A 25793-nucleotide genomic window follows, 5' to 3' on the forward strand; every position below is an offset into this window, starting at 1 on the left:
GTTGTAGGTTGGGGAGCTACTGCGTTGGACGGGTTCCCCGGCTTGTACCCCTTCTCCTTCGGAGACGCTAGCGCGAACGGGGAAGGAAGCTACGCGCAGCGTCTCCGACACGAGAAGCAAGTGGCGTTTGAGGAACGAAACCCAACATTCCCGCCTCTGTTGGGTAACACTAAAGTTCAACCCAACCTACAGTTAAGATTTCCGTACTACACTTTAAAACCTGCAAAAGCAAATTTTGTTCGTACTAGGAAAAACTGTTTAAGCAGTTTCACTCACTAATCGCAGAATAAATTGGAGTGGAATTTCTACCCGATCGGAGCCATTATTTAGTTCATTGCCTAGTGCATCAATCGCTTGTTCTAGAAGATAGGCAAAAAGCAGCACATCTAGTTCTTCTCTTGTGTTTGGAAGGAAAGATTCTTGATTAGCAGTTTCTAAATAAGAGTTCAAAAAGCTAGTACTGACCCAGGTATACCAAAACTGTCCCCATTGTTCTATAAGGGGTAAATTTTCAGGCCGGATCATTCCAGATTCTTCTTGATAGCCCAGAGCTTGGTTAACTGCATAGTTGAAAGATAGTAACATTCCTGCTACATCTTGTAGAGGCGATCGCTTTATGCGTCGTTCACTTAAACTACGATCTGCTTTGCCTTCAAAATCAGGAATAATAAAGTCTTTTCCTGTGTAAAATACTTGCGCTAAATGGTAGTTTCCATGATGACGAGTCCGCAATGCAGTAATTTTTTGACCGACAACTAACTGAAAGCGTTCTAAGATTTTCTCTTGGCTATTAAGAACTTCTAATGCTAATAGTTGAGTATCGGTTGGCAAGTATTTTACTCGTTCTTTTAACAACCGAAATACTTGTCCAGTTAAGTTACGTGCACTTTGATATATCGAACGTTGATAAAGCGATGAAAAAGATTCTGGAGCAAAGTCTGAGCTATCTATATTTGTAGCCAGCGCTATATGGAATTCAGCTGTGGATTTACCCAATAGCTCAACACTTTGCAAGTAAGAAGTGATAGTTGCAATTGCCAATTCGGGAATCTCAATTCTCTGTAAATCCAACAAAGAACCTGATGGCAGAGGCACTTCGGCAATAGTGGCGTGTTCTGTGGTCACTAAATCAAAGTACTTTTGCAAACTATCAAGTGTGTAGTCCCAGCCACTACGGATATCTAAAATAAACTCTTGTAATATACCTATAGTCGTAGGTAGGGCAGTTTTATTGCCTGTTTTATTTGCACGGCGGTACTCTAAAGCACCAGCTAGGAAAACTGAGTTTTGCAAGCATTTTTTCTGGTATAGGAAACGCCGGATTTCTAAATCTGGGTGCAAACCCTCCTCGACTTTGCGGAAGAGTTTCAACAACAAGCGATCGCCATAAATTATATAAGTATTGGTTTGTTCTTCTTTATTCAGAACAGTCGGCTCATGATTGGTTAACTGTCGGCGCAATTCGGAGAATGAATCAGTAGTAGTGCCAAATAATTCTCCGGTTATCCCTTTATAAGAGTGATGATTAGCGATCGCATCATCTAGCAGTGAGGTGAGAAAGTTTTTGTCTGCTAAAGCATCAAATAAAATTCCAACTTCTTGAGTGTTGGGTGGAGGAGTGTCTATTTTGCCTTGCACCTCAAGCCGTGCAATTATAGCTTGCGGCATTTCTGCCAAAAGATGCGTTGCTTGCTCACCTTCTGCATAGGCAAGAAATAACAGATAAGTTTCGTGGTTTCCCTGGCTATAATCTACCTGCAACCAAACAATTTGAGCTATCTGCTGGTTATAGGGTAAAGAAATCGCTTCAATGATTTGTACTGATTGTACAGTCTGAGTTTTGCCGCCAAACCAGCTACAGGTATAGAGGTAATCCCGCAGTGTTGATTCTAGAACGCTTTTTGACTCTCGTTGCCCAATCACATTTTGCCATGAACCATTTACCAGCAGAGTTACTAAATCTGCTTGGGGTTTAGGCTCTTGAGTTGAGCTAGGTTTACGTTGTAAGGTGAACCAGTAAAACCCGTAAGGACTTAAGCTGAGGAAATAGGGCGATTCTGTAATCGGTGGAAACTCAGTGGAACCAAAAATTTCTATTGGTATTAGTCCATTGAAGGCTGATAAATCTAACGCCACCGTTTGTACGTAACGAGATAAATTTGCTACTACTAAGACATCTTCTTCAGAGGTAATCCGGCTGAAGGCAAAAACTTTGCGATTATTAGACTGTACCAATTCAAAACGCCCTTCACCCAATGCCGCAAACCGTTTGCGAGTAGCGAGTAAACGTTTCATCCAATACCAAAGAGAATTGCTATTAGTCCGTTGGGCTTCGACGTTGAGTGCTTCGTAGTGATATTCTGAGTCAACGATGACGGGTAGATACAAGCGTTGCGGGTTGGCGCGACTAAAACCAGCGTTGCGGTCAGAACTCCACTGCATAGGTGTGCGAACACCATTGCGATCGCCTAGATAAACGTTATCTCCCATGCCAATTTCATCACCGTAGTAAAGTACGGGGGTTCCTGGCAGAGATAACAGTAAACTATTGAGTAACTCAATTTGGCGGCGATCGTTGCCCAAAAGCGGCGCTAATCGGCGGCGGATGCCTAAATTTACCCGCATCATTGGGTCTTGTGCATAGGCCCCATACATAAAATCGCGATCTTCATCTGTCACCATTTCTAGAGTCAGTTCGTCATGGTTGCGGAGGAACAATGCCCACTGACAGTTATCAGGAATCGATGGAGTTTGCTGAAGAATATCTACAATCGGGAAATTATCTTCCATCCGCACTGCCATAAACAAACGCGGCATTAGGGGAAAATGAAAGTTCATGTGACACTCATCACCTGCACCGTAATACTCGGCTGCATCTTCAGGCCATTGGTTCGCCTCAGCTAGTAACATCCGGTTAGGAAATTTCGCGTCGATATGCGATCGCAACTCCTTCAAATACGCATGGGTTTCAGGTAAGTTTTCGCAGTTCGTTCCTTGCCGTTCGTAGAGATAAGGCACAGCATCCATGCGTAGTCCATCTACACCCATCTCCAACCAAAAATCTAGAACATCAAATACTGCCTCGCGCACCAAGGGGTTGTCATAATTCAAATCCGGCTGATGGGAATAGAAACGATGCCAGCAATAAGCTTTGGCAACTGAATCCCAAGCCCAGTTAGATGTCTCAAAATCTTGGAAGATAATTCGCGCTTCTTGGTATTTTTCAGGAGTATCACTCCAAACATAAAAATCTCGCTCTGGACTTCCTTTCGGGGCGCGACGTGCTCTTTGAAACCAAGGATGTTGGTCAGAGGTATGGTTAATAATTAATTCTATAATTACACGAATACCGCGCTGATGAGCAGCGCTCAAAAACGCTTTAAAGTCTTCTAACGTGCCATAGATAGGATTGATACTAGTATAATCGGCAATATCGTAACCATCATCTCTGAGTGGTGAAGGAAAAAAAGGTAACAACCAAATGGCAGTAATACCTAAATCTTGTAAATAGTCTAGTTTTTCTGTCAGCCCTGGAAAATCACCAATACCATCACCATTACTGTCAGCAAATGTGCGAACACCTAATTCGTAGATAATTGCATTTTTGAACCATAATGAGTCATCTTTCAAGTTGGAGTTTGGCATTATTTTAAAAAGATATGCGATCGCATATCCAATAGAACTATATTTTTACTTGATACAATCGCTGAGATTATCAGCTTATTTATCTTACACGAGTAATGTTTACGCTTTCTTACTTAAGTAATGAAACTACCAAAGGAGCTATATTTAGTCATAAATAATCATACCAACTGCGTATATACATATAGCAGTTTTCATTTGCATGAAGTACAAAGTTACGGGTTTTGAGGCAGGAGGCAGAAGCTTTTTATATCTGATGCTCCCGTACTGCATTTTTAATTTCACTTAAAAACCAACCTGCTGTATAATTTTTCTTTCCGGGTGGAAAAATGTAACAAAACTTATTGTAAACTATAGCAATCCTAAATGAGGAGCAAATTTATATTTGCAGCATCACTGTTGCTGAGTTATATTTTGATGCTTATAATTTTCAACGAGTAGTGGAAAATTTAACTCGTGCAGAAGAATTTATTCAAAACTTACCCGTTGTACCTTTAACCGATCCTGCTCTAAGAAAGTATGGTGAATTAAAAGCAGAACTTCGTAGAATAGGACAAACTATTGCTGAATTTGATTTACTAATTGCTAATGTTGCAGTTGCAGAAAATTACACTTTAGCAACAAACAATACTCGTCACTACAGCCGTATTTCTAATTTACGGTTGAAAAACTGGATTTCATCTGAAAAATATTAAGTCCTGTTACACTTTTGACTTAACTGCTTGCTGTGATGCTTGTATCTGAGGCAAACTCCAGTCGGGACGCAAGCTAGCGGCGTTGCGTAAATAAATATGATGAATTGAGGCGGAGGTTGGCAGATAAGCGTGAATTAAGAAGCGAATACAGCGCTGTAAGCTGCCTTCGACGTGCATTTGCTGCACATCCAACATAGCCACATTATCCCAACCAGGACGCGCTCTTGCGATCGCAGCTGGAAAAACTGCATCCAAATCGCGTGTCACTGAAAAAGTCACACTAATGATGTCCGTTGGCTGGAATTGATTCCGATTTTCCAGTTCATCTAGTAGTTCTGTCACCACTTCTCGGATTGTCTCAACAGTATTTTCTGAAGCGGTTGTTGCTCCGCGAATAGCCCGCATTTGCCAGTCCACGCCAAAATCCTCCTTAAAACACAAAAGTGAGGAGTTAAGAGTTGAGAATGAAAAGTTAGGATTTTTAACTCCTAACTCCTCACTCATAACTCCTAACTCATATTTAGGGTCGATATAACCACAGAGGTAAACCGCTAGTAGACATTTCAAATTCGAGCCAATCAATACCAGCCCCAATTCCTGATGAAAACTGACGACTTCCTGGTATAAAGCGACTCAATAAGGGTTTACGTTCTTCTAGGGTATAGCAGAGAGTTTTTTCTGGATCGAGACCAACCAGTTCTGCTGTCCAACGACGGGCATCTTCTTCTGTGCCCAAGCGGTCTACAACACCCAAAGCTAGGGCTTGCTGTCCAGTAAAAATCCGACCATCGGCGAAACTTTTTACAGCTTCCACCGTTAAAGAACGGCCATCAGCTACCGTTTGGACAAACTGCTGATAACTTGTGTCAATCAACTCTTGCAGGATGCTTTCTTCTGGTTCGGTCAGTTCCCGGTCAAAAGCCAAAATGTCTTTGTAAGGGCCAGACTTAATTACCTGGAAGGAAACACCAATTTTTTCTAGCAAGCGTTCCAAGTTATTCCCACGCAGAATCACACCAATGCTACCCGTAATTGTACCTGGGTTGGCAACGATGTGTTCGGCTCCCATACCGATGTATACTCCTCCAGAAGCCGAAATATTGCCAAAGCTAGCGACAATTTTGATTTTCTCGCGTAAACGCTTCAGGGCACTGTAGATTTCTTGGGAATCTCCGACTGTACCGCCAGGACTATCGATACGTAGCAATAATGCCGGAAACTTTTTTTCTTCTACAGTTTTCAGGGCTTCTAGGACGCGTTTGCGAGTAGCACTGGCGATCGCACCAGTAATTTCAATCCGCGCAATTTGTTTTCTAAACTTGGGCTTAAACGGCCAAACCATGAGCTGTCAACATACCTCGTAATAAATTCAATATAATATCCCCAACGGTCAGACGACCTGCTTTCCTCTGTTAAGAAACATGAGCAGGCATTGTGTTCATCAGAATTTTAAGGAAATTTTTATATTTTTCAGTGAGTTTTATTTGATATTCTCGATTAATACTAATCAAATCCTCAAAGATTGCAGCTAGCATAAAATGCCAAACTCTAGTTTAGCGTTAACCTGATGATTTAGAAAGGCTATTTTAGCTATTTTGCAAAATTAAAACTTCTCAATGCCTTGTTATTCCGGCTTTTTGAATGTTTGAGGACTGGTTTTACTTGCGTTCGCGCACGTTTACTAGTTGTCAGTAATTAATAACTAATAACTAATGAATATATAAATATTTAATCAATTACTTCAACACTCAATTTAATTAATCCAAATTCATTCAGCAACACTAATCTCTATTTAGGTTATAGACTAGTAGTACTTTCACTCTGGGAAATATCACTTTTTCCTGTCTTCTACAGCCCCATAATCTCCTGATGAAGCGATTTAACTACTTAAGAATCTATTCGTAAAATTTGATACCGATAATAGACAAACATATCAAACAGTGCCCCAACGAAACTACAGGTTAAGCTAATTACAAATAATCCGCATAGGGGAGTTCCACTGCCGAAGGTGGCGAGAAAATGGATAATCTGAGTTGCGATCGCCTCAGTGAAGTCTTGTAAGCCAGGGAAGTGCCCAATGAGGGATAGAACGAGCAATCCGCCGCCAACGAAAAACATGGGAAGGACAAAACTAAAAATGATTGTGAGTAGTAGAGAGCGGAGAAAGTTAGTGAAAATAGTCATTTAAGACAAACTCCGTGAGTAGAGATGACAAGAGCAAGATAGCGGTTTGTCATTTTCTACAATACGAGCGATCGCTCCAGAGCAGCGAATCTGTCAAAAATCTTAAGTTTTCATTAAAATAAAAGGCTAGCAGTTACAGCCCATGCTGGGGATCAAAAAAGTGGCTGAAATCTACAAAAGCCTTGTAAAATAGACTTTATAGCCAAGAGTACTACTTATTTATTGCTTTGAAGCACGCTTAAGAACAGCTTTATTTTCTGAGAACATCTTTAATCTAAGTTAATATTTAGCCTCCTTGAGGAAGTGGGGAGCAGGGGAGATGAGGGAGATGAGGGGACAAAGGGACAAGGAGATAAACAAAACTCTTAACTTCTAACTCTTAACTCCTAACTCAGCACTCAGCACTCCTAATGCCCCATTCCCCATTCCCATGACTTCCGCTATTCTTAAGGCAGTTACCGAGTTAGCTACAGAACATTGAACCAGACTACATCCAAATCCAGTTTAGGGGAATGGAGTCAGCGGCTGCTGGCGGCGATTTTTCTGGGTGGGCAAGTACTAGTTCACCTATTGAGAGGCAAAATCCATCGGCGCAACACCTTAGAACAAATGGCAGCAGTTGGGCCAGATTCCTTATTTATTGCCCTATTGACGGCTATTTTCGTTGGCGCAGTGTTTACCATTCAGGTGGCGCGGGAATTTATCAACTTTGGCGCCGGAAACATTATCGGCGGAGTCCTTTCTGTAGCGTTGACACGAGAACTCACTCCTGTGTTGACAGCAGTGATTTTGGCCGGGCGAGTCGGTTCTGCTTTTGCAGCAGAAATCGGTACCATGCGAGTCTCAGAACAAATCGATGCCATGTTGATGTTGAGAACAGATCCAATTGATTATCTGGTTATCCCCCGCGTTCTTGCTTGCTGTTTCATGCTACCAATTTTAACCCTTCTGTCTTTGGTGACAGGGATGTTCGGAGGATTTTTAGTTGCGACAAATATCTACAACCTGTCTGATACGGTATTTCTCGACTCAGCCCGTAACTTTCTTGGCATCTGGGATATTTTTAGCGCCATGATTAAAGCTTGTTGTTTTGGCATTTTAATTGCTGTAATTGGTTGCAGTTGGGGGTTGACGACAACAGGAGGTGCCAAAGGTGTAGGACAGTCAACTACAACAGCTGTTGTGACTGCCTTGCTGATTATATTTGTGAGCAACTTCTTTCTTTCTTGGTTAATGTTTCAGGGGACTGGCAGTGCATTCATAGGGCTATAAAAGTTAGAAGTGAGGAGTTATGAGTTATGAGTTAAAATTCCTCACTCTTAACTCTTAACTCTAACTTCTAACTCCTGACTCCTAAAATAGGAGAGATGCCTAATAAACAAAGCAGGATTTAAGACTGTGACCAGTTCATTTGCTTCTAACTCCACATCAACTGTGGAACTCAAGCCTAGTTACAACATACCGATAGTGTTAGTGATTGCCGCAATTCCACTATTGTTGGTACAACCTTGGGTAGGCTCCGTTTTCACGCTGTTTGGTTTGTTTCTCATGTTTCAGGCGTTAACGCTGCGTTTGCAATTTACCGCTACTGACTTAGATATTTACAGAGGCGAAAAATTGATTCGACGCTTTCCCTACCAAGAATGGCAAAACTGGCGGATCTTTTGGAATAGAGTCCCCATTTTGTTTTACTTTAAAGAAATTAAAAGTATTCACTTTTTGCCGATTTTATTTGACCCCAACACCTTGAAAACTTGTTTAGAACAACGTTGTCCGCGTATTTAGTGCTGATTGCCATCTGTTCTGAGTCGTTTTGATATAGACTCAGAACTCAGCACTCATGCTCAGGACTTTTATGGCAGGTCAATTGTAATATTTCTGAAAGCTATTTATTCGCGTCATAGGAATTACACTATTGTTTATGAACCCAGAGGCATCTCAAACCCCAGAACCAATTGATGAGCGGTTGACAGAAAAACCAGAAGAGAACAATGCAGTTGAACATCCAGTAAATCCATCAGTTGAGTCAGTGGTAGACACAAAAGCCATTAGCTCATCAGAGGACTACACAACTTTTGAGCCACTCATTTCCAATGCAGAAGTGGTAGATTCTACAGTAGAGCTAACAGAAAATTCAAATGGCGAGTTTGTAGCGCAGTTAGAAGTAGAAAATGTCGCTCTGGGGTCTGAAATAGGATCGGGAAATAATTCACTATATGCAGAAGCAGAGCAGCGAGTAGCAGAGTTGCAGAGTGCTGAAGCAGTTCTCAAGTCAGAAATAGCCAAGCTGCAAGCTTCTTACGAAAAGCTTCAGACACAGGTGAGTGAAACTCAAACCTCACTGGGGCGAATCGTGCAAGAGTCGCTGGTGCAGTTAGAACAACGTAAACAAACCCTGCAAATTTCTGTAGAACAACTAGAACGCCGTCAAGAACGTATCCGCAATGAGATGCGAACTACTTTTGCTGGTACATCCCAAGACTTGGCAATTCGGGTGCAAGGTTTTAAAGACTATCTCACGGGTAGCTTACAGGATTTGGCCTCTGCTGCTGAACAGCTGCAACTAACGCCAAGTGTAGTGGAACGAGAAAAACCAGCTGTAAAAGAGCCTAAACCAGCTGAACCCCAACCTGGAATACCTCAATTTGCCCAACAGCAGTTTCAAGATACGACAAAGCAAATTCGCCGCCTCATTGACCAATACCGCAATAAACCAGATTACTACGGGCCACCGTGGCAACTACGCCGTACCTTTGAACCAATCCACGCTGAACGAATCTCCAACTGGTTTTTTACCCAAGGAGGACGGGGTGGTTTGCGGACAATGGGTAGCCGGTTACAAAATATTTTGATTGCCTCAGCTGCAATTTCGATATTACACAAGCTGTATGGCGATCGCGTCCGTACTTTAGTCTTAGCTAATACACCGGAGCGATTAGGTGAATGGCGGCGCGGCTTGCAAGATTGTCTAGGAATCGGTCGCCCAGATTTCGGCCCAGACCGGGGTGTGGTATTATTTGAGGCGTCTGACGCTCTCGCTCAAAAAGCAGACCGATTGACGAAAGCCAATCAATTGCCTTTAATTATCATTGACGATTCAGAAGAGCAAATCAGTTTGTCACTGCTGCAATTTCCCTTGTGGTTAGCTTTTGCTCCTGACCCCAAAACCATGAGAAACTATGATGATGACTTTTAAATGAGTCATTAGTCATTAGTCATTGGTCATTGGTCAAGAGTAATATCTCTTGACTTTTTTGAATTTTGAATGCGTGAATTTTGAATTTTATTATGACTATTTGGTTAACTCTGTGCGGAGCAATTGTGGTCATCGCTTACCTGCTGGGTTCTTTTCCCACTGGCTACATTGCTGTGAAGCAGTTAAAAGGTATTGATATTCGGCAAGTTGGTTCAGGTTCTACTGGCGCAACTAATGTACTAAGAACTTTGGGCAAAGGGCCAGGAGCATTCGTTTTAGTACTTGATTCCTTGAAGGGAGTATTAGCGATCGCTCTAGTTTATTGGTTGTTCAACTTTGAACCAATTAAAAATTATATCCCTCCAACGGTAGATGTACAACTATGGCAACCGTGGTTAGTCACAATATCTGGGTTAGCTGCCATTCTGGGACATAGTAAATCAATTTTTTTAGGCTTTACTGGTGGTAAATCCGTTGCTATCAGCTTGGGAATTTTGTTGGCAATGAGTTGGCAGATAGGTTTAGCAACAGCGGGTGTGTTTGCCGTCGTTGTAGCAATATCGCGAATTGTTTCTTTAAGTTCAATTGTAGGTGCGATCGCAGTTTCCATTTTCATGGTAATTTTGCATCAACCCTTACCCTATATTCTGTTTGGGATTGCCGGCGGGTTGTATGTGATTTTGCGCCATCGCACTAATATCGAACGACTGTTTGCGGGAACGGAGCCAAAAATTGGGCAACCTGTAGCGACAGAACCCGAACAAAGTGCATCATAGGTAAACGAGAGCCAAACTCAAAACTCATCTCTCAGAAGGAGAGAGCTTCTTTCAAAATTACTGTATTGATATTTTAGGCTTACGAACGAACATTGCCTTTAATTAAACGGTGGAAAAGGCGGCAAGGCCACAAAAAAGCTCCACAAATACTCACTGAGGCGATGGCGGCCAGAACTCGCCAACTTGAACTAAACTCAGTGTCAGACTCTGAAGGATGAGCTTGTGTGTTTTTAGCTAGTTCTGGCATTGAATGAGATAGCTGACTGGCTGTACTCACCCCTTCAATCGCTGCTCCAATTAGATAAGCTACTAGGGCAATTACTAGCCAGTTATTCATAATATTCCACTGTTTCAACTCTGAGCGTATGCTTGGTAGCGAGCAATCATTTGATTTTTCGGACTAATGATTGCCGCCTTGCCCTAAAGATAATCGACCTTCAGCCGTATCACGAATTAGAGGCAGTTTAGATTTTATGTAAGTATTGAGCGTGCTATCTGCCTGGGAATCAAGCCCTTGCTTCGCTTTTAACTGCTGGAGAAGCAATTGTACTAAAGCAGCATCGTCAAACTGGAGCAGGGTGTTGACCTGGGTAGACTCGATTACAGCCCAAAGCTGTTGCATCATTTTCGCTGTCACCATGAGTCTGTAACCTCTTAAGCTTTTCTTTATATTTACACGGATTTGGAAATTGTGGTTAGTTTTTGTCTGAAGATTTATAAAGATGTCGGCTAAAACTGCCTGAGTCAGTTAAATCTGTTAAGTTATAGCGTTTTTCAATTGATTGCACTATAAGATTAGCTCACACGTCATCTTAACCGTGCTACGTAAAGAAAGAAAACTGCCCAAAGACTTAAATTTTTCCTAATACCGTTTTTTTATAAAGCAGCGCCAAATCCTAGATTTTTTTTCAACGCATAGGCGCTTATCTACGAGACGCTACGCGTAGCTTGCTTCCACGAAGTGGTACGCCTTCCCGCAGGGTAGGTACACGGAGGTTAGCGCATAGGCGCTTATCTACAAGACGCTACGCGTAGCTTGCTTCCACGAAGTGGTACGCTTTCTTGCAGGGTAGGTACGCAAAGGTTTTCTTAAGATAATTCGCTATCTCCCAAAATAATTAGGCGCATTTTCTTAGAGAATTGGTATAACCGTTTTTTAGAAGCAGGGAATTATAACAGGGCTTTCGATCGGCCACAATGCAGATATACGTAGATATTAATGCTTTTTTTGAGGCGAAACTTCTGTGGCTATCAGGTAATTTTGCTATAACTTTATTGTAAAACTCTCGAACAAGCTCCTTCCTGTCCAGAAGGATCGGGAAAAATTGCTAAGGTGTGATATTCAGGATTATCTGTTTTATATATCACTTTAAAAGTATACAACTTGTTTTTACCTTGCGCTTCGGTAACAACTGTTAAAAGTGTATTGCTAGTGGGAGGAAGTCCAGGTATGTCCAGTTTTTGAATTCGTCTGAGTTGAATTACATTTGCTGCGGAGTTTTTACAATCTCCTGAGTTATTATTAGCTTCTTGACCGAACTGCATACATACTGGCCCATCAAAATCCATACTTACCTGTGATGGGTCATTTAACCAAACTTTTTTAATTACTTCTCCAGCCGGAATAAAACTTAAGTTTGTTCCTTGTTGATACCAGACATCAACCGTAGGTACAAGTCCCCCTAAACCTTGTGCTTGACAGGAAAAGATGGAACGCAGAACGGCGTTATTAGCTACAGCACGACTTACCACCCAGAACATAGCAACCGAGAAAATTAAGGAAGCTATAGGTAGGAAATAAGAACGTTTTGGGTTATTTCCTGACAAATTAATATTCTTTTTCATGATTGCAAATATCTAAAATTGCTATAAATATTACCCCTTAAAATTGAGTTGGTTGATTAACGTATATTTCAATATTTGTGCCTGCTGCTAAAAACCACACACCACCTTGCTGTTGCATTTGGGCGATCGCCTGTTGATTGCGTTGGGCAATTTGAGGTACTACAGAGTTCATACCACCTTCCAAAACCGCAGCTCCAAGATTGCGTCTGTTGTCAGTCTCACTAACAAGACCAGTGGAGGTGCTGCTGGTGGTATCGTTCGGGTTTTCGGTGTTAGTGTTGGGAGATGTTGATGTTATCGAATATGGCACAAGTTTTGTATCAGGGCGATTTATTAACTCTGCTGCCTTAGCAATACCTCCCAAAGCGAATAATCCTAGATCCATTGATGCTATGGACGAACTTTGACCGGGATATTTATTTGCGATTAAAGGTTTACCTTGAGTACCGCGAAGAATAATTGCATTGTTAGGTAAGCTTCGTTCTACAGGGTTGCCATTATTTTGGGAGATAACCTTGACTACGTTCATCTGCAAAAGACCTTGTTCGGAAAGCGAACCAATTTCAGCTAAAAATTCGGTGTTTGCAGGTAGAGCGATCGCACCATCGGTAGATTTTAGTGGTTCTTTCAATCGGATCACAAATACGTTTTTCGCTTCTTCTGCATCACCACCACCGCCTGATTTATTAGTAGTTTCTCCAAATATTGCTGTCGCTAACACAGCTTTAGCACTACTCCCAACTGCTACAGATTTCTCTCCCTGCGGTTGAGCTTGGCTTACCGCAGAATTTTCCGGTTGTGGGGTGTTTTGTTCGGGATTGGGATTTGTTGCCTCTTGCTGTGGCGGCGCATTGGTTGCAGGTTCCAAAGTAGCTATGTTACTAGTAGGTTGATTGCTAGGATTTACTTGACCGTAGCTACCTAACTTTGCTAACCTTGCCCACTCTGCAAATGGGCTTGGTGGAGATGGTGGAGTTACTGGAGCTACATTAACTACTGGTTGAGTGGGGTTCACAACTGGTGGCTGAGGCGATCGCGAAGGTTGAGAAGTAGGTACTCTAATGATCCGCTCAACTGTCACTGTCCGAGGGACGTAAGCTGTTGGTGGGGGTGTTGGGATCGCTTTTTGGCTAACTGAGGGTTGTCGTAAAGCTACTATCGGCGTTGATTTGGCAATTCTCAGCTGTTGTTGGGCAGCTTTCACCATCTGTGCTTGTTCTGTCAGAGCTAATTTCGTTTTGAGAGTATCTACTTGGGCTTCCATCTGTTGAGATATGGATTCATCAGTAGGCTGCTCTTGCACTGGTGGAGAAACAATAGTTTTTGGCTTTTGATTGCTACCACTGAACAACTGAGACAAAAACACACCACCTACCAAAACGATCGCTAAGGTAGCAGCCCCTACCAAGCCTAACTTGGCAAAGGGATTAGATGAGAGTGCTTGCTTGGTCTGAACTTCTTGTGGAAGAGATAGCGACTCTGGCGGCGTTGCAGAGTCTTCTGATTTTTCAGTGTCACTAGAAGAATCTTCTTCAAAGCCGACCAACTTTGACATCCGCGATTCCCAATCTACAGATTCTACTTCTGGTTGGCGATCGTCGGTAGTTAGAGTAAATCCATTTTGGGGAGGCGTTTCGGCAGGAATTGAGTATCGGGTCATGGTAGAGCCTTGTTTGGATTTCCAGAACAATTATTATCTTTAATTTCACATATATTATAAATTTCTAATCTGGCTTCCCCAAGGCGGTAAGCTGCAAACTGCGACGGTAGTGCTGCATTTGGTAGTGAAGTTACAGGTCGATCTATTGCTCTAACTAAAATTTGTTTATTAAAGGAAACTGATTTCCCTAATTTATCATAACTGTTAAAAATTAATTGATTGGCAAGTATCTCTACTTTCCAGCTTCCATTACTTATTTCTTGAGGTTGAGAAACTTTTTGGATTACTAAAACATTCTCAGCTCCTCGATTAACATTTTCAAATTGGCTATCTGGATTTAAATTAGTAATTTCTGACTTCATTTTATCTTTAAAATCATCAGCTACCAGTTGTGAAGTAATTTCCCAGACTTGTGTTGGCGGCTGTTGTTGTGACCAGGTAAGCATTAAACTCATAGTTTCACCCACAAAGCGCCGAATCGTCTCTGGTTGCCGCTCTAAATTGGGTTGGGGGTCTACCGTTATCGCATGACCATCAACAAGTTGCACTAAACTTTGAGGTGTGAGTTGTCGGCCTAACTGTTGTAACATAGACCAGTGAAATATTAGTAACAGTAAGGTAAATACATGTAAACCAAAGGTTCCTACTGCCAACAACGGTAAAGGGCTATTTTTTTTATTATTTTCTGGTTTGAGTAATTGCATTAATAATGAATCGTATAAATTGAACTATCTTAATGTAAAAAATCGATTATCTGATAAAACTATCAGATGTTTGTCCAGTTATGCATTGTTGTGATTGATTTTTGTTCGGATTGTAGTTATCTAGCAAACATAAATTCCGAATTTCATAAATTTCTAGTCTATCAGCACGGACACTATAAATTGCTTTTTGCAAGTCGGTGCTATTGTCGGCTTGGGGATTAGCAAAATAATCTGCTGCACGTACAAGGAAATCTTTATTAAAAGGAGTTATAAGTCTTGCACCACCAACTCGGTTTTTTTGAACTAAGTCAGCTACCATACCCACTTGCCACTTACCTGGTGCAATTTGTTTTGGCGGATAAACTCTCTTAATTACTAGTTGTGAAGTCATCGCTTGGTTGGGATTTTCCGAGAAAACTTCTGGCGGTGTCATTTCTGCAACTGTGCTTAAAAAACCTTTGCGAAAGTCTTCTGATAAAGCAAAACTAGCTACCCAACTGCTGGTAGTAATTTTTTGGCTACCACCTTGAGATGTGTTAATCAGTATTCCTAAATCTGGTTTGGGGCTTGCGACTTCTTCAATATTTTGTGGTGGTAAGGTTCCAGACCAGCTAAACATTGATATCATCGTTTTGCTGATAAATTGGCGAATTGCTTCTGGTTCTCTTGCGAAATCATCAATATTAGCTACTGGTTTACCATTGATTAATTGCACAAAGTTGGGAGGTTTTCTCAAACTCAGTTGGCGAATATTTAGCCCTTGTAATAAGAATAAAAATAAAACTAATATATGTAAACTGAAGGTTGCGATCGCAAAAAACGTTAAAACACTTGCCGGTCTTTGTCTTTTTTCTAGTAAACGCACCATTTCCTCACCTCCTACTGCAAAAACTTCAGCTATTATATATGATGTTTTGCATATACTTACTAGTTACAACACCTGTAACTAGTTTATTAATTTTGAATTTTGAATTTTGAATTTTGAATTTACTATATCCTCTCTTTAACTAAAGAAGCCGTACTGTTAATTGCGCTGAAGACTGCAAAACCACCAGCAGCAGCCACAATTAAAGATAAAATTGGTGCTAAAATTCCCAGAAAAATTATGAACCACATTAAATCTGGATCGACATTAGCATTTTGACCTGGGCCATTGACAATCACTGCGGCAGTTAGCACAGCGATAATATTGAATGAAATTTTGGCGATTCCAATAGATAAAAATCCAGTCAGCCATGCAAAAATCGGTTTGCCAGCTACAGGTAGCAAAGATCCACCTACAGCTATTGGCCCTAAAGCTGCTATTAACAACATAGTAGCCTCTATCAAATTCTGAAAGGCATATTGTAAGGAAACTAAAAAGTTTTTGATGCTCGTTTGCACTGTAGAACCTAACAGAGAATTAAAAGAGGTTTCTGATACAATGCCAGTACCATATCTGATATTATCTACCTTAGTTTGTAGTCTATTTATCCAGTTTTTATTTCCATAAGTCTCTCTATATTTCTGCCAGAGAACGTTAACTTTTTCAGCAGCTTTCACAAAACATTGACTTTGTTGTTCGCCAGTTAACGATTGGCAAGGACGTAGTAAAGAACCAGCTACTTCTTCAGCAACACTCATATTCAATGCTTGCTGATATATATTATTTGCATCTGCTGAAACTACTACTTGCTGATTCACACCGTTTAAAAAATTTCGCACTCCTAGCGTCAAATTAGACAGTATACTTCCATTGCCTGAATTACTTAAAAGTACTACCACAATAAAAGGCCAAATTAAAGCTGATATGGGACGGGTATATTCGTAGGATATTAAGTCTTTGAGGAATTGTATCATAAAAAATAACAACGTTCCTACAGCGAAAAAAATACCCAGATTTGTCAGCGCTCCATACAAGTTATTACTGGTGTTATTTTGTAATAAATCCAGCCATTGTTTGTCCCAACCTTCGGCAATACTTTGGGAAGTTGCGGCACCACTATCGATAACCTGATCGATACCTACTTGGGCAAAAATTAGTTTAATAGCAAGTTGCATTTTGAGTTTATCGGCTGTTTTTTGATATTTAGTAGGGTACGTTAGGAAGGTAACGCATTCTACAAACTTTTTTTAGATTTTCTGTTGGCTTGTCATAAGTTAAAGGATTTTAAAAGTTATCTGGAAAGTTAAAGTTTTTTTAGTTTCAAATCCTTATTATTAACATTCCTGCCAAACAAATCTAGTTGAGAAGTCGCTCGTAAAAGTCGCGCTGCTTCTGTAGATGTTTCTATTCTGCGAGCGCGATTCGCCTCTTCTGCCTGCTGAGAAATATTTGCCAAATTTAAGTTGGAATATTGTAAAGTCTGATTATTTTGTAATGTCTGACCAAATGTTTCAGCTACAATTTTTATTTGTTCCTGTTGAATTTTCATCATTTGCAATTGACTAGCACCCAGCAATTCTGCCAATCCAGAAATAGCATTTGCTGCTACATTTGCTGATGCACTTGCTGCTGGATTGGCGGCTTGTCCTGCCTGAGGAATATTAGACTGAATTTTACCGATTAATGCATTATTGCTACCCTCAAATTCCTGGGCAAATCCCTCAATATCTTCCAGAGATTTTTCTGTATTTTCTAACTTTAGTTTTGTCCTAGTTTGTCCATTTTTACCAAGAACACCTACCGCTACTCCACGGGTAATTATACGATTAAGTTCATTACTAACTAAATTTCCCCGTACTGCTGCATTATTCTCAAAGCGACTTGATTTAGCATCTGAATTATAAGAGTAGTTAATTGAATCATCACGAATTTTTTGTCCCGCAGCAACGGGGTTAGGTATCTTCAAATCTCCTTTGGCACTGTCAATAGCAATTTGACTCTGGCCTTGTTCTAAAGGATTTAAGGTATTTTTCAAATTATTATGTTGAAAGTAATCTTGCATATCTTGGGAATATGATTGAAAGTCAGTCCAAACCTGGCCTAATCCGCCCGTCTGAATTTGTGCAACTACTGGTAATATTGCCAGAGATAGCAAGGTAAAAGTAAAAATGGTAGTTTTTCGCATATATCTGTGCCTGAAAAAGGTAGACTACATTATATAGTGAGGTAAAAATTTAGCTTTTGAACCGTGCTGATTTTGGATTTTGGATAATAGAATTAGTTTTTCGGTTTAATCCCCAACGCTATTCTAAAATCTAAAATTCCTAAGCTACAACCCAAGAATGGGTGCAGTAAATCTAAAAGACGTTGCTAACTCGCTAATGCTATACTATCAAAAATCTAAAATCACAAATGGTTTGACTCACTATTAACTACTTACATAATTCAATTAACTACTACGTAGAGTAGCCACTAATTGACGCGCAAACGCAGAAATTGCTTCATATTTATCGCTGTGAAGTTGCATCATTTGACTACGTGCAGTTTGTTCGTAAGGGTTATTAGCAACTGCTGCCAATTGTTCGTAACCTGGATAGTAACGACAGAATGTATAAGTACCGTTATCATCTAATAGCCATTGGCTATAAACGCCTTCTTTGCGCGGAAAAAAGCTTTCTGAGGCATTACGAGAAATAACTTGGCGGGGATATTTCAAGATGTCTGCAAAACTATCTACTGCAACTGGCTGAATGCGTCCAATCAATCGTGTTGTCAGGTTTTGCAATATTTTTGATGCAGCTTTAGATTTGGCAATGGTGTCAGGATCTTGTCCTGATAAGATAACTCTGATACCGGCTTTAGCGCCGTTCGCACAAATTCTACCAACTAAGTCAGAAATTTGCTCGAACTCAAATAAAATTGGTGCTTCGTCGATAAAGAATATGGAAGCTGGACTACTTAATGCGCGTCGGAGTGCGGCGGAATAAGCACTCAAGGATAGTACGGCTGCATCTTCACTATCTGATAGGTTTCTGAGAGCAAAAACTAAAAGTTGTGCATCGGTAGGAAAGCTGGATGGTGCAGAAATGGCTTGTCCGACGCGGCTAGAAAGCCAAAAGCGTAAGCGCAACTGAATTTGACTCAGAGCATCTTCTACTCTCCCAGTTAAAGAACTTAGCTGCAAATGTTCTGGCGAGCAAAAAAAGAGAAAATCTTTTAAAGTAGGGGTTTTCTGCCAAGCAAGAGTGCCAAATCCTCCTTCCATCGCCTGTCGATATCGCTCTTTGATGCCCTCATCTCTAAAGAAGGCTTCTAAAGCTAAGTTGAGCAGCGATCGCACGGTTTGCGATAAAATTTGACTTTCAGTTGACGATCCTAAAACCATTGTCATTAACGCTGATTCGAGGAAGGCGGTATAATCGTTAAAGCGATCGCGCTGTTGTTCTGCTTCTAGCGATCGTAAGTCTGGCTGCTCAAATAAGTTATTCGATTGTTTAGAAATATCAAAATAGGCTCCATTCCCCTCCATAAACTCTGTGTAGTCAGTGAAAGTAGATGTCCCATCGGGTTTAGGGAAATCTAACGCCACAACCGGAATCCCATGTGCTAAAGCCTGAGTTAAAATTCCTGACACTAACACCGATTTACCAGCACGGGTTGTTGCAAACAAAGCTAAATTTTTGTGTTGATTAAATAAATCTAAATGTATGGGTGTTCCGCCTTCTTCAGCAATCAACTCAAAGCCTTGTCTATCACCTTTTTTACTTAAAACTAGCGGCATTAATCCCGGAACTTCACTTGTTAAATATAGCTGGCGACGGTTGAAAGGTGTTGCTAATAAACCCTCCCAAACTATCGGTAGAGTTTGCAGCCAAATTTTCCAGGCATATTCAGTTTCCCTAATTACCCTGGCTGGACGTTGAAAACAGTTTTCAATATATCTTGTCGCCTCATCTAATTTTTCTAAAGTCGGACGATGCACTAAAATGGCAATACTCGTATAAATCGGGACTGCACCTTCAAATAACTGTTCTTGTGCTGCTACCGACTTCTTCAGTTTTAATTGAGCGTTGACATCAATAGTTTTACTTTTTTCTTGAGCCAGGATTGTTGTCATGTTTGACTGCTTCAGGACTCGTTGCAGAGTCGTTTTTACCAATGCTGGATTGGCAGCAGTCAATTCACAAAAAATCTCTGTATCTATTACTGTTTCTCTAGCCAACAGTTCCCATAAATAGCGCAGTTGAGCCGATTTATTGGGCCAACCGCCGGGTTTTTCCAAAAATGACAGTGTGCCGATATAACGATTGTTAACATTAACCCAGCGGCGATCGGCGCAAGGTACACTAGATTCCATCAGCAAAGTTGTGCCGTGGATATTATCTAGAAGTAACTTAGTACTAGCTAAATCTGAATTAACTTGTTCGTGTAATCCTTGTTCATCTAAAGTCATTAATTGGGGAATATCTATTGGCTGCGTATCATTAAACCTTTTCCAGATTTCTCCCCAGAGTTCATTAGCAGTCAAAGGTTTGACATCCAATCCCATTTTGTTAGATAAGATTTGTTCCCACCGCAGAAAACCCTGGTTGTAAGCATTTGTAATCAGGGTTTCGATGCGTTGATTTTCTACTTCTAAAAGATCGCCTTTAAATTTCAACCACCAGGATTCAGCTTTGACTAAAAGCTTTTCTATCCAATCATCTGCGTGTTGCGAGTTAGATTCAATGGTGTAAGTTACATAAATCCGCAAAAATTTAGGTTTACGAATCCCAGAAACCGTCAATTCTTTAATTCTGGCTCTCTCCGCCATTAACAAATATTTGATGTCTCGCGATGAGGCATTTTTGATTAATGTTGCTAACTCTTTTTGGCGCTCTTTATCTGAACTAAAAGAACCCAAGTGCAGCGTCATCCTTTCACCACTAGGAATGTCTTTTAATCCGGCTTCAATGTTATTAAAAAGTGTATCAATTTGTTCAGGTCTTAAGGTGGTATGAATTCCCTTACAATCAAAACCAAAAACAAAGCAGAACCGATCTTTTTGAGTACCTTTTGTCAACAGGTAAGCGCCAATATCACGTCCATTCATTGCAACACGCAGCATTGTTGCCAAGTGCAAGGCATCTTCAAATGGTGTTAATCTACTTTCATTTCCGGCGACGCTGACGCTTTGTTTTCCGATTTTTTGCTTCATGGTTAACTTCCAATAAGCTTTGATAACGAGCAAAGCCTCTTGTCCAAGTGGGAACCCCGATAAATTTACTTAAAAAACTCCAACTCCTACCACCAGTTAAAATCCACCAAGTTCCGATTCCCCAACCAGTCATTAGTACTGTCCACAACCATTTTTGAAATTCTTCTTGGAAAAACCCCCCGAAAATTCCATTGATAGTAAAATAGGAGGCTAAGGCGATTACCGTCCAAGGAAGAATTTGATCGGCAGGAATTGGCCCTAGTGAAGGTTGGCTTCCTAGAACCTGATTGACTGGACGAAATTCTTGTTCCTGCTCTTGAGGCATTTGAAATATCTGAATTATTTATTAGGGCCAGTGCCAATTACAAAGCCTGTGAGTACATCAGCAATGGTAACAGCAACAACCACTAATAGGGGAGTTCTGGCAATGCTTTGCCAATCTTCATCTTTACGCACTGCGTTAATCACACCAACTAGGGAAATTGCAATATAGAGTAAGTAAATCGCCCGCAACACATTAAATATCAAACTTATTGCGAAGTTGGGATCGTTACCATTGGTTATTGAACCACGGAAGCTCTCTTTGAAAAAGGTTTCAGCTTTTCCAAAAAATTGAGCTTGTGCAGGGGCTGCAAACCAGTCTAACCAATATAAACTCAGAACGATCGCTGCTGCTAAAATTTGTAATAATATTAGCGATCGCCTTGGTAAATTCACTTGCTGACCAATTTGCTGGGTGATGAGAGCAATTAAACTACCAACCAGTAAACAAAAGAGCAAGATAGGACTTTTGAGGCTGATAACGCTAACCAATACAGCACAAGCAATCAAAAAAGGTACAGATTCAAGCAGAATAGTCAGACAGGATTTAAATGCCCGTCTTAACTTGTGAGATTCTTTCGCCGCACTACCAGTTAAAGCTTTGAAAAAGTTTCTCTCGTGAGAACTTTGTCTAAACATTTGCTAATTTTCCTATGGTGTACTATGATTTATCCTTGTTAGTATCAAATTTTACAACTATTACAATTCAACATACTTTAACATCATTTCATTATTAATCAAATTATAAACCTGTAGTAAAGTTCTATATTCTACATCAGTATTCTGAAGTTAAGTTAACATGATATTAAGATTTATCTAAAACGAAATTTCTCCGATTTGAGAAGCTGGATTGCAAGTATCGAGATTAAACTGGTAGATTCCTCTCGACTTTGAGAATTTTTTCAATCTTCTCATACAGATAGCCTCGATCGACCAACTTCCAAGCCTTGACTTTCTCCACCTCATAGGTATCTAAGCGAAGCGCTATAAATGTTTCAGACTTGTATGTACACCATAGGCTTGCTCTTAGGGCAGACCAAGCGTAGCTTTGGTTCTTTAGGGTTCTTCGGAGCGAACATAATATGAAACAATATTGAGTCACCAAAATTAAAATATCTGTCTTGAAAAGTTTAGATCGATTGTAGAAAAATGGTAGAGGTAGACGTTCAAATCTACGTTTTACCATTTTCTACACGCCGATTAGATTTGAAACTAGATTACAAACTTAAACACAGTTCCTAGATTAGAACTACCGCCAAAAGAGGCAGTACCGTAAAAGGCACCATTTGAGAGTTGAATTAGCGTGGACTCTGGCGTTGCCCCATTAGTGCCATTAAAACTAATTAAGCCAGTGATGGTTGCTCCAGTCAGCTGATAGATAACTCCTTTGTTACTTGCCCCACCAGCAGAAGCTGTGCCATAGAAGTTACCATTGCTTGCTTTTATGAGTGCAGCCGTTGGGTTGGCCCCATTGGTGCCATTAAAACTGGCAACTAAAACGGGTGTACCGCCACCGACCGGAACCTTGAAGATAGCTCCTTTATTGCTGGCTCCACCCAGTTTAGCGGTGCCATAGAGGAATCCACTAACTTCAATTAATCCAGACTGTGGATTTGCTCCATTGGCGCCACTAAAGCTATATGAAGTCAGTATTCCTGCGGGAGTTAACTTGAATACAACTCCTTTCGCACTTGCTCCACCGGCAGAGGCGCTGCCATAGTAGTTTCCATCGGTAGCCAATTGCAATCTTGCTAGTGGAGTTGCTCCATCAGTACCGCTGAAGCTTCTGATGGTGGTAAGTGCCCCGGTAGTTGGCGAAACCTTGAATATAGTTCCTTTATTATTAGCCCCACCTGTAGAGCTTGTCCCCCACAAATTGCCATCAGCACCTGTAATCAGTCGGCCTGCTGGGTTAGCCCCATTAGTGCTTGTGAAATTTGTCAGAGTTGTCAGGGTTGTAAAAGCCGTTTTCGCCAACTTAAACACACTGCCGAGGTCACTTGTACCACCTGTAAAAGTTGCCCCATATAAATTACCATCGGCTGCTTGGAATAATCTAGCAACTGGATTAGTCCCTTTGTTAATTCCAGAGGTTCCGGTGAAGTTTATCAGTGTGGTCAGAGTAGTGTAAGCAGTAGCAGTTAACTTGAATGCAGTTCCTTTGCCAGAAGTGCCACCAGCAGAAGTAGTTCCATAAAGATTGTTATCAGTACCGTTGCCTTTAAGTACACCAGCTCTTGGTGTAGCTCCGTTGGTGCCGTTGAAATTTACAACAGTAGTCAATGTTGCAGCAAAGGCTTGTTGGAAGGGTAGTACTAATGAAGAAGCCAAAACAGTCAAAGAAGTAAAAATCAATACCTTATTTTTGCTCTGGCGTTGTTTGTACAGATTAATCTTGTTCATTGAATACCTCAAAAAAAGTTAATGAAAACGGAATTTTAGCTAGTTCTAACGGATTTTGTGATGGCTGCTACTCATGACTAATACCAATTTGAAAAATGATTGCTATACATATAGGCTTGAAAACCACAGATTTAGAAGGATTTTCCGACTTTTCTGGTGGAGTTACAGCAGTAGAGGCGCAAGGCATTGCGCCCCTACCTTAAAGGGAGAAGCAAATGGCGTTTGAAGAACAAAATCCAAGGCCCCAACATCTGGTATGTGTTGGTTTTTACTCCTTAACCTACGAGATATTGCTACGCATTAACCTATATGTTGAGCGCTTTTTTATCTAAGATTGGTATAGCTTGTTAGCTTAAACACTAGTAAAAAAATGCCTAAGATATTGGTATAGCTTTATTGAAAAAAGACTCAGAAAGCCTGTTTTTCTACACCACAAAAACCGTACTAGAAGTGAGTCAATAACGTGAATGGCAGGCACGATTAATGATTCCGTTAGGTAGCATAAACCACTAATTATTTTTTTGGATGTCGTGAAAAACACAAAAATCGGTGAGAAATCCAGAATTTTGACAGAAATAGTCACAAACTCTAGATTGAAAATAAGTTTTAATAGTGTGTAGTTTGTCAATTAATTAGTAAAGTTTATTAAATACTGATTAAAACCTCTAAAAAAATCTTAATAAGCAAAACTACATATCAAGTGAAGACTACTGATTTTTCTCTGAATAAATAAATAAAATCGTCATCAAAACTATTATTTAAACATTATGCCCCAGGATTATAAATATAATCCTGGGGTTTTATTTAGGGGGTGATTTATGTAAATAATTCATTAATCTGCCCTGAATAATTACGAAATATAGGGCATTTACAACAGTACATAGCTAAATTTTTAGCAGTCGCTCTAATTCAAGGAGAGATTGTAAATTGAGTACCATTGAAGTTTATAAGTTGATGGGTATAAATAAATATTTAGATAGTTTGCGATCGCGATCGCTTTTAGGTATTCACCGATGCTGTCAGGTGATGCGATCGCAGGGTTTGGCGTCAACTATGTTATGATTTTATTTGTTGAGAAATATTTTCGGTCATGTGACTGATTATATAGACTCCTCTTTGAATCTAAATCTCTACACCCTTTGATTCTGAAGGTGTTTGATGTCATAAGTATTCCAAAAATTGAAATTTTAGTTAGCCGCAATGTATTGTAATACCTCGCGTGACACTGATACACTTAACTGTCAAAGAAAATGTGCTAATAAGAACGGACAAGTCTAGTGTGTCATACACGCAGACAACATACGGATACTACTGGAACTTATGCCCACGGATATAATTACTCGTCCTGAGTCCCTCACAGAAGATTGCTTTTTTACTTACGCCCTTGGGACTAATTTGCACGATCCTAATTCAACAGCCAAATATTTACGCCGAATCAGAAAAGAAGATAAACCATATATCGACATAGCTGTTTCTCCCAGACCTGGCTATCGGTTTGAGGTTTGTCTTATCCCTGTTGAAGGGTTCGCTCAAGAAAGAATATTGACAAAAGACGGGTTCGCCAAAGCTTTAGCAATTATTTGTGCTGTAGCTAATAAAGCTAGGAAACGATTTCCTTCAGGAAATGGACAAGAGATAGTCCGGTGTCAATTTAGTAACTTAGCTGATGCAGTCGCTGTAGCGAATAGACTGTCTGCATTACCCTCTGATATGTATGAAACTCTCGTCAAGGTACCAAATGCTTTGTAATATATATTGCATCCGCTGAAATATTTGTTATTAAAACTGACATCTGGACATTTTAATGGTAAGTAGCTAAATAGACTTGAGACAAAACTTCAATGGGTCATATTTTGTCTGTTGAGAAAAGACTTGTCATCCAAGACTTTTAAGCTTAATGTACAATTTTGACATTTTTGTAAGCTAACCTGTAAATTGAAAGTGAGTTTTTTTTATGCCTATAAGTCCTCTGCGTGAAGAACCTCGTAACCAGCGAGCGCCTGTAATTCGTACAAGTAATGAATTTATTCTCTTGGAATGGCTGAAGTCAACTGGTCGTCTAATCGAACGCGAACATCAAGAATCTGAGTATCTAACTGAAGTAGAAGAAATTTCCGAAATGATAGACCTTGACGATATCCCTTACGATCATGACGATGATGATAGTGACATGGATTTAGAAGCCTAGTAGCGTAATTCGTAATTCGTAATTCGTAATTCGTAATGACGCTCCTGCGTCAGGGGTGTTTCATTTACGCCAAAAGCCTAAAATTCCTGACTTATCTAAAAAAGTCGGGAATTTTAG

General features: G+C 40.4%; 25 protein-coding genes. 8 read left to right on the forward strand and 17 right to left on the reverse strand.

Annotated features, from left to right (window positions below; translation table 11 throughout):
• Nucleotides 1-258: 258 nt before the first annotated feature.
• Nucleotides 259-3645, reverse strand: coding sequence for a maltose alpha-D-glucosyltransferase (gene treS, locus RM049_RS29450; RefSeq protein WP_322706689.1), 3387 nt, complete (start codon nucleotides 3643-3645; stop codon nucleotides 259-261).
• Nucleotides 3646-4001: 356 nt separating this feature from the next.
• Here treS and RM049_RS29455 point away from each other — a divergent pair, with 356 nt between their 5' ends.
• Complete coding sequence (locus tag RM049_RS29455; protein WP_416212671.1) at nucleotides 4002-4337, forward strand: PIN domain-containing protein; 336 nt, start codon at nucleotides 4002-4004, stop codon at nucleotides 4335-4337.
• A gap of 6 nt (nucleotides 4338-4343) precedes the next feature.
• Here the strand turns inward: RM049_RS29455 and aroH are convergent, their stop codons facing one another.
• The 3 genes from aroH to RM049_RS29470 all read right to left on the reverse strand — a co-directional run bounded on the left by aroH (nucleotide 4344) and on the right by RM049_RS29470 (nucleotide 6521).
• Nucleotides 4344-4754 (reverse strand): chorismate mutase, encoded by a 411-nt coding sequence (gene aroH / locus RM049_RS29460; protein WP_322671303.1) that lies wholly within the window; start codon nucleotides 4752-4754, stop codon nucleotides 4344-4346.
• 103 nt (nucleotides 4755-4857) lie between these two features.
• Complete coding sequence (sppA, locus tag RM049_RS29465; protein ID WP_322691193.1) at nucleotides 4858-5679, reverse strand: signal peptide peptidase SppA; 822 nt, start codon at nucleotides 5677-5679, stop codon at nucleotides 4858-4860.
• Nucleotides 5680-6224: 545 nt separating this feature from the next.
• A complete protein-coding gene (locus tag RM049_RS29470) occupies nucleotides 6225-6521 on the reverse strand; it encodes a hypothetical protein (RefSeq protein WP_322671305.1) in 297 nt (98 codons plus the stop codon).
• Nucleotides 6522-6998: 477 nt separating this feature from the next.
• On the opposite strand from RM049_RS29470, the gene RM049_RS29475 reads away from it, so the two are divergent.
• The 4 genes from RM049_RS29475 (at nucleotide 6999) to plsY (ending at nucleotide 10493) form a co-directional block, all read left to right on the forward strand.
• Complete coding sequence (locus tag RM049_RS29475) at nucleotides 6999-7793, forward strand: MlaE family lipid ABC transporter permease subunit (RefSeq protein WP_322667978.1); 795 nt, start codon at nucleotides 6999-7001, stop codon at nucleotides 7791-7793.
• Nucleotides 7794-7919: 126 nt separating this feature from the next.
• Entirely contained in the window at nucleotides 7920-8306 is a 387-nt protein-coding gene (locus RM049_RS29480; protein ID WP_104906734.1) for a DUF3119 family protein, read from the forward strand.
• A 136-nt stretch (nucleotides 8307-8442) separates the two neighbouring features.
• Nucleotides 8443-9717 carry a DUF3086 domain-containing protein gene (locus RM049_RS29485; protein ID WP_322691192.1) on the forward strand — a complete coding sequence of 425 codons (1275 nt, stop codon included), beginning with the start codon at nucleotides 8443-8445 and terminating at the stop codon, nucleotides 9715-9717.
• Between the two features lie 92 nt (nucleotides 9718-9809).
• The gene (gene plsY, locus RM049_RS29490; protein ID WP_322706690.1) at nucleotides 9810-10493 is read left to right on the forward strand and encodes a glycerol-3-phosphate 1-O-acyltransferase PlsY; all 684 of its coding nucleotides are present in this window, start codon (nucleotides 9810-9812) and stop codon (nucleotides 10491-10493) included.
• A gap of 79 nt (nucleotides 10494-10572) precedes the next feature.
• Here plsY and RM049_RS29495 read toward each other — a convergent pair whose 3' ends face one another.
• The 13 genes from RM049_RS29495 to RM049_RS29555 form a co-directional block, all read right to left on the reverse strand.
• Nucleotides 10573-10830 carry a hypothetical protein gene (locus RM049_RS29495; protein WP_322686875.1) on the reverse strand — a complete coding sequence of 86 codons (258 nt, stop codon included), beginning with the start codon at nucleotides 10828-10830 and terminating at the stop codon, nucleotides 10573-10575.
• 63 nt (nucleotides 10831-10893) lie between these two features.
• Nucleotides 10894-11133, reverse strand: a complete 240-nt coding sequence (locus RM049_RS29500) for a hypothetical protein (RefSeq protein WP_194043059.1) — start codon at nucleotides 11131-11133, stop codon at nucleotides 10894-10896.
• Nucleotides 11134-11765: 632 nt separating this feature from the next.
• Nucleotides 11766-12338: a hypothetical protein gene (locus RM049_RS29505; protein WP_322706691.1), complete on the reverse strand. Its 573-nt coding sequence runs from the start codon at nucleotides 12336-12338 to the stop codon at nucleotides 11766-11768.
• Between the two features lie 37 nt (nucleotides 12339-12375).
• A complete protein-coding gene (locus RM049_RS29510; protein ID WP_322706692.1) occupies nucleotides 12376-13998 on the reverse strand; it encodes a TrbI/VirB10 family protein in 1623 nt (540 codons plus the stop codon).
• Entirely contained in the window at nucleotides 13995-14702 is a 708-nt protein-coding gene (locus RM049_RS29515) for a hypothetical protein (RefSeq protein ID WP_322671313.1), read from the reverse strand. Before RM049_RS29515 ends, RM049_RS29510 begins: the two co-directional genes overlap by 4 nt.
• Nucleotides 14703-14748: 46 nt before the next feature.
• Nucleotides 14749-15570, reverse strand: a complete 822-nt coding sequence (locus RM049_RS29520; protein ID WP_322706693.1) for a hypothetical protein — start codon at nucleotides 15568-15570, stop codon at nucleotides 14749-14751.
• Between the two features lie 122 nt (nucleotides 15571-15692).
• Nucleotides 15693-16742, reverse strand: a complete 1050-nt coding sequence (locus RM049_RS29525; RefSeq protein WP_322706694.1) for a hypothetical protein — start codon at nucleotides 16740-16742, stop codon at nucleotides 15693-15695.
• A 128-nt stretch (nucleotides 16743-16870) separates the two neighbouring features.
• Complete coding sequence (locus RM049_RS29530; RefSeq protein WP_322706695.1) at nucleotides 16871-17752, reverse strand: hypothetical protein; 882 nt, start codon at nucleotides 17750-17752, stop codon at nucleotides 16871-16873.
• A 264-nt stretch (nucleotides 17753-18016) separates the two neighbouring features.
• A complete protein-coding gene (locus RM049_RS29535) occupies nucleotides 18017-20764 on the reverse strand; it encodes a hypothetical protein (RefSeq protein WP_322699173.1) in 2748 nt (915 codons plus the stop codon).
• Nucleotides 20718-21089, reverse strand: coding sequence for a hypothetical protein (locus tag RM049_RS29540; protein ID WP_322671318.1), 372 nt, complete (start codon nucleotides 21087-21089; stop codon nucleotides 20718-20720). Before RM049_RS29540 ends, RM049_RS29535 begins: the two co-directional genes overlap by 47 nt.
• 14 nt (nucleotides 21090-21103) lie before the next feature.
• Complete coding sequence (locus RM049_RS29545; RefSeq protein WP_322706696.1) at nucleotides 21104-21724, reverse strand: hypothetical protein; 621 nt, start codon at nucleotides 21722-21724, stop codon at nucleotides 21104-21106.
• Nucleotides 21725-21950: 226 nt separating this feature from the next.
• The gene (locus RM049_RS29550) at nucleotides 21951-22271 is read right to left on the reverse strand and encodes a hypothetical protein (RefSeq protein WP_322706697.1); all 321 of its coding nucleotides are present in this window, start codon (nucleotides 22269-22271) and stop codon (nucleotides 21951-21953) included.
• Nucleotides 22272-22297: 26 nt separating this feature from the next.
• Nucleotides 22298-23488, reverse strand: a complete 1191-nt coding sequence (locus RM049_RS29555; protein ID WP_322706698.1) for a choice-of-anchor tandem repeat GloVer-containing protein — start codon at nucleotides 23486-23488, stop codon at nucleotides 22298-22300.
• A 927-nt stretch (nucleotides 23489-24415) separates the two neighbouring features.
• On the opposite strand from RM049_RS29555, the gene RM049_RS29560 reads away from it, so the two are divergent.
• The 3 genes from RM049_RS29560 to RM049_RS29570 all read left to right on the forward strand — a co-directional run bounded on the left by RM049_RS29560 (nucleotide 24416) and on the right by RM049_RS29570 (nucleotide 25676).
• Nucleotides 24416-24550, forward strand: a complete 135-nt coding sequence (locus RM049_RS29560; protein WP_322671321.1) for a hypothetical protein — start codon at nucleotides 24416-24418, stop codon at nucleotides 24548-24550.
• 258 nt (nucleotides 24551-24808) lie between these two features.
• Nucleotides 24809-25237 carry a hypothetical protein gene (locus RM049_RS29565; protein WP_322671322.1) on the forward strand — a complete coding sequence of 143 codons (429 nt, stop codon included), beginning with the start codon at nucleotides 24809-24811 and terminating at the stop codon, nucleotides 25235-25237.
• 205 nt (nucleotides 25238-25442) lie between these two features.
• Nucleotides 25443-25676 (forward strand): DUF3134 domain-containing protein, encoded by a 234-nt coding sequence (locus tag RM049_RS29570; RefSeq protein ID WP_322671323.1) that lies wholly within the window; start codon nucleotides 25443-25445, stop codon nucleotides 25674-25676.
• Nucleotides 25677-25793 lie beyond the last annotated feature (117 nt).

The sequence above is a fragment of the Nostoc sp. DedQUE04 genome (assembly GCF_034530995.1).
Classification (GTDB): domain Bacteria; phylum Cyanobacteriota; class Cyanobacteriia; order Cyanobacteriales; family Nostocaceae; genus Nostoc.

Bases quoted from the DNA above. Each gene is read 5' to 3' on its own strand.
- RM049_RS29550 (WP_322706697.1), bottom strand. From the start codon at position 22,271: ATGGTAAAACGTAGATTTGAACGTCTACCTCTACCATTTTTCTACAAT.
- RM049_RS29470 (WP_322671305.1), bottom strand. From the start codon at position 6,521: ATGACTATTTTCACTAACTTTCTCCGCTCTCTACTACTCACAATCATT.
- RM049_RS29505 (WP_322706691.1), bottom strand. From the start codon at position 12,338: ATGAAAAAGAATATTAATTTGTCAGGAAATAACCCAAAACGTTCTTAT.
- RM049_RS29520 (WP_322706693.1), bottom strand. From the start codon at position 15,570: ATGGTGCGTTTACTAGAAAAAAGACAAAGACCGGCAAGTGTTTTAACG.
- plsY (WP_322706690.1), top strand. From the start codon at position 9,810: ATGACTATTTGGTTAACTCTGTGCGGAGCAATTGTGGTCATCGCTTAC.
- RM049_RS29495 (WP_322686875.1), bottom strand. From the start codon at position 10,830: ATGAATAACTGGCTAGTAATTGCCCTAGTAGCTTATCTAATTGGAGCA.
- RM049_RS29500 (WP_194043059.1), bottom strand. From the start codon at position 11,133: ATGGTGACAGCGAAAATGATGCAACAGCTTTGGGCTGTAATCGAGTCT.
- treS (WP_322706689.1), bottom strand. From the start codon at position 3,645: ATGCCAAACTCCAACTTGAAAGATGACTCATTATGGTTCAAAAATGCA.
- RM049_RS29545 (WP_322706696.1), bottom strand. From the start codon at position 21,724: ATGTTTAGACAAAGTTCTCACGAGAGAAACTTTTTCAAAGCTTTAACT.
- RM049_RS29555 (WP_322706698.1), bottom strand. From the start codon at position 23,488: ATGAACAAGATTAATCTGTACAAACAACGCCAGAGCAAAAATAAGGTA.
- RM049_RS29535 (WP_322699173.1), bottom strand. From the start codon at position 20,764: ATGAAGCAAAAAATCGGAAAACAAAGCGTCAGCGTCGCCGGAAATGAA.
- sppA (WP_322691193.1), bottom strand. From the start codon at position 5,679: ATGGTTTGGCCGTTTAAGCCCAAGTTTAGAAAACAAATTGCGCGGATT.
- RM049_RS29530 (WP_322706695.1), bottom strand. From the start codon at position 17,752: ATGCGAAAAACTACCATTTTTACTTTTACCTTGCTATCTCTGGCAATA.
- RM049_RS29570 (WP_322671323.1), top strand. From the start codon at position 25,443: ATGCCTATAAGTCCTCTGCGTGAAGAACCTCGTAACCAGCGAGCGCCT.
- RM049_RS29565 (WP_322671322.1), top strand. From the start codon at position 24,809: ATGCCCACGGATATAATTACTCGTCCTGAGTCCCTCACAGAAGATTGC.
- RM049_RS29525 (WP_322706694.1), bottom strand. From the start codon at position 16,742: ATGCAACTTGCTATTAAACTAATTTTTGCCCAAGTAGGTATCGATCAG.
- RM049_RS29515 (WP_322671313.1), bottom strand. From the start codon at position 14,702: ATGCAATTACTCAAACCAGAAAATAATAAAAAAAATAGCCCTTTACCG.
- RM049_RS29510 (WP_322706692.1), bottom strand. From the start codon at position 13,998: ATGACCCGATACTCAATTCCTGCCGAAACGCCTCCCCAAAATGGATTT.
- RM049_RS29540 (WP_322671318.1), bottom strand. From the start codon at position 21,089: ATGCCTCAAGAGCAGGAACAAGAATTTCGTCCAGTCAATCAGGTTCTA.
- RM049_RS29485 (WP_322691192.1), top strand. From the start codon at position 8,443: ATGAACCCAGAGGCATCTCAAACCCCAGAACCAATTGATGAGCGGTTG.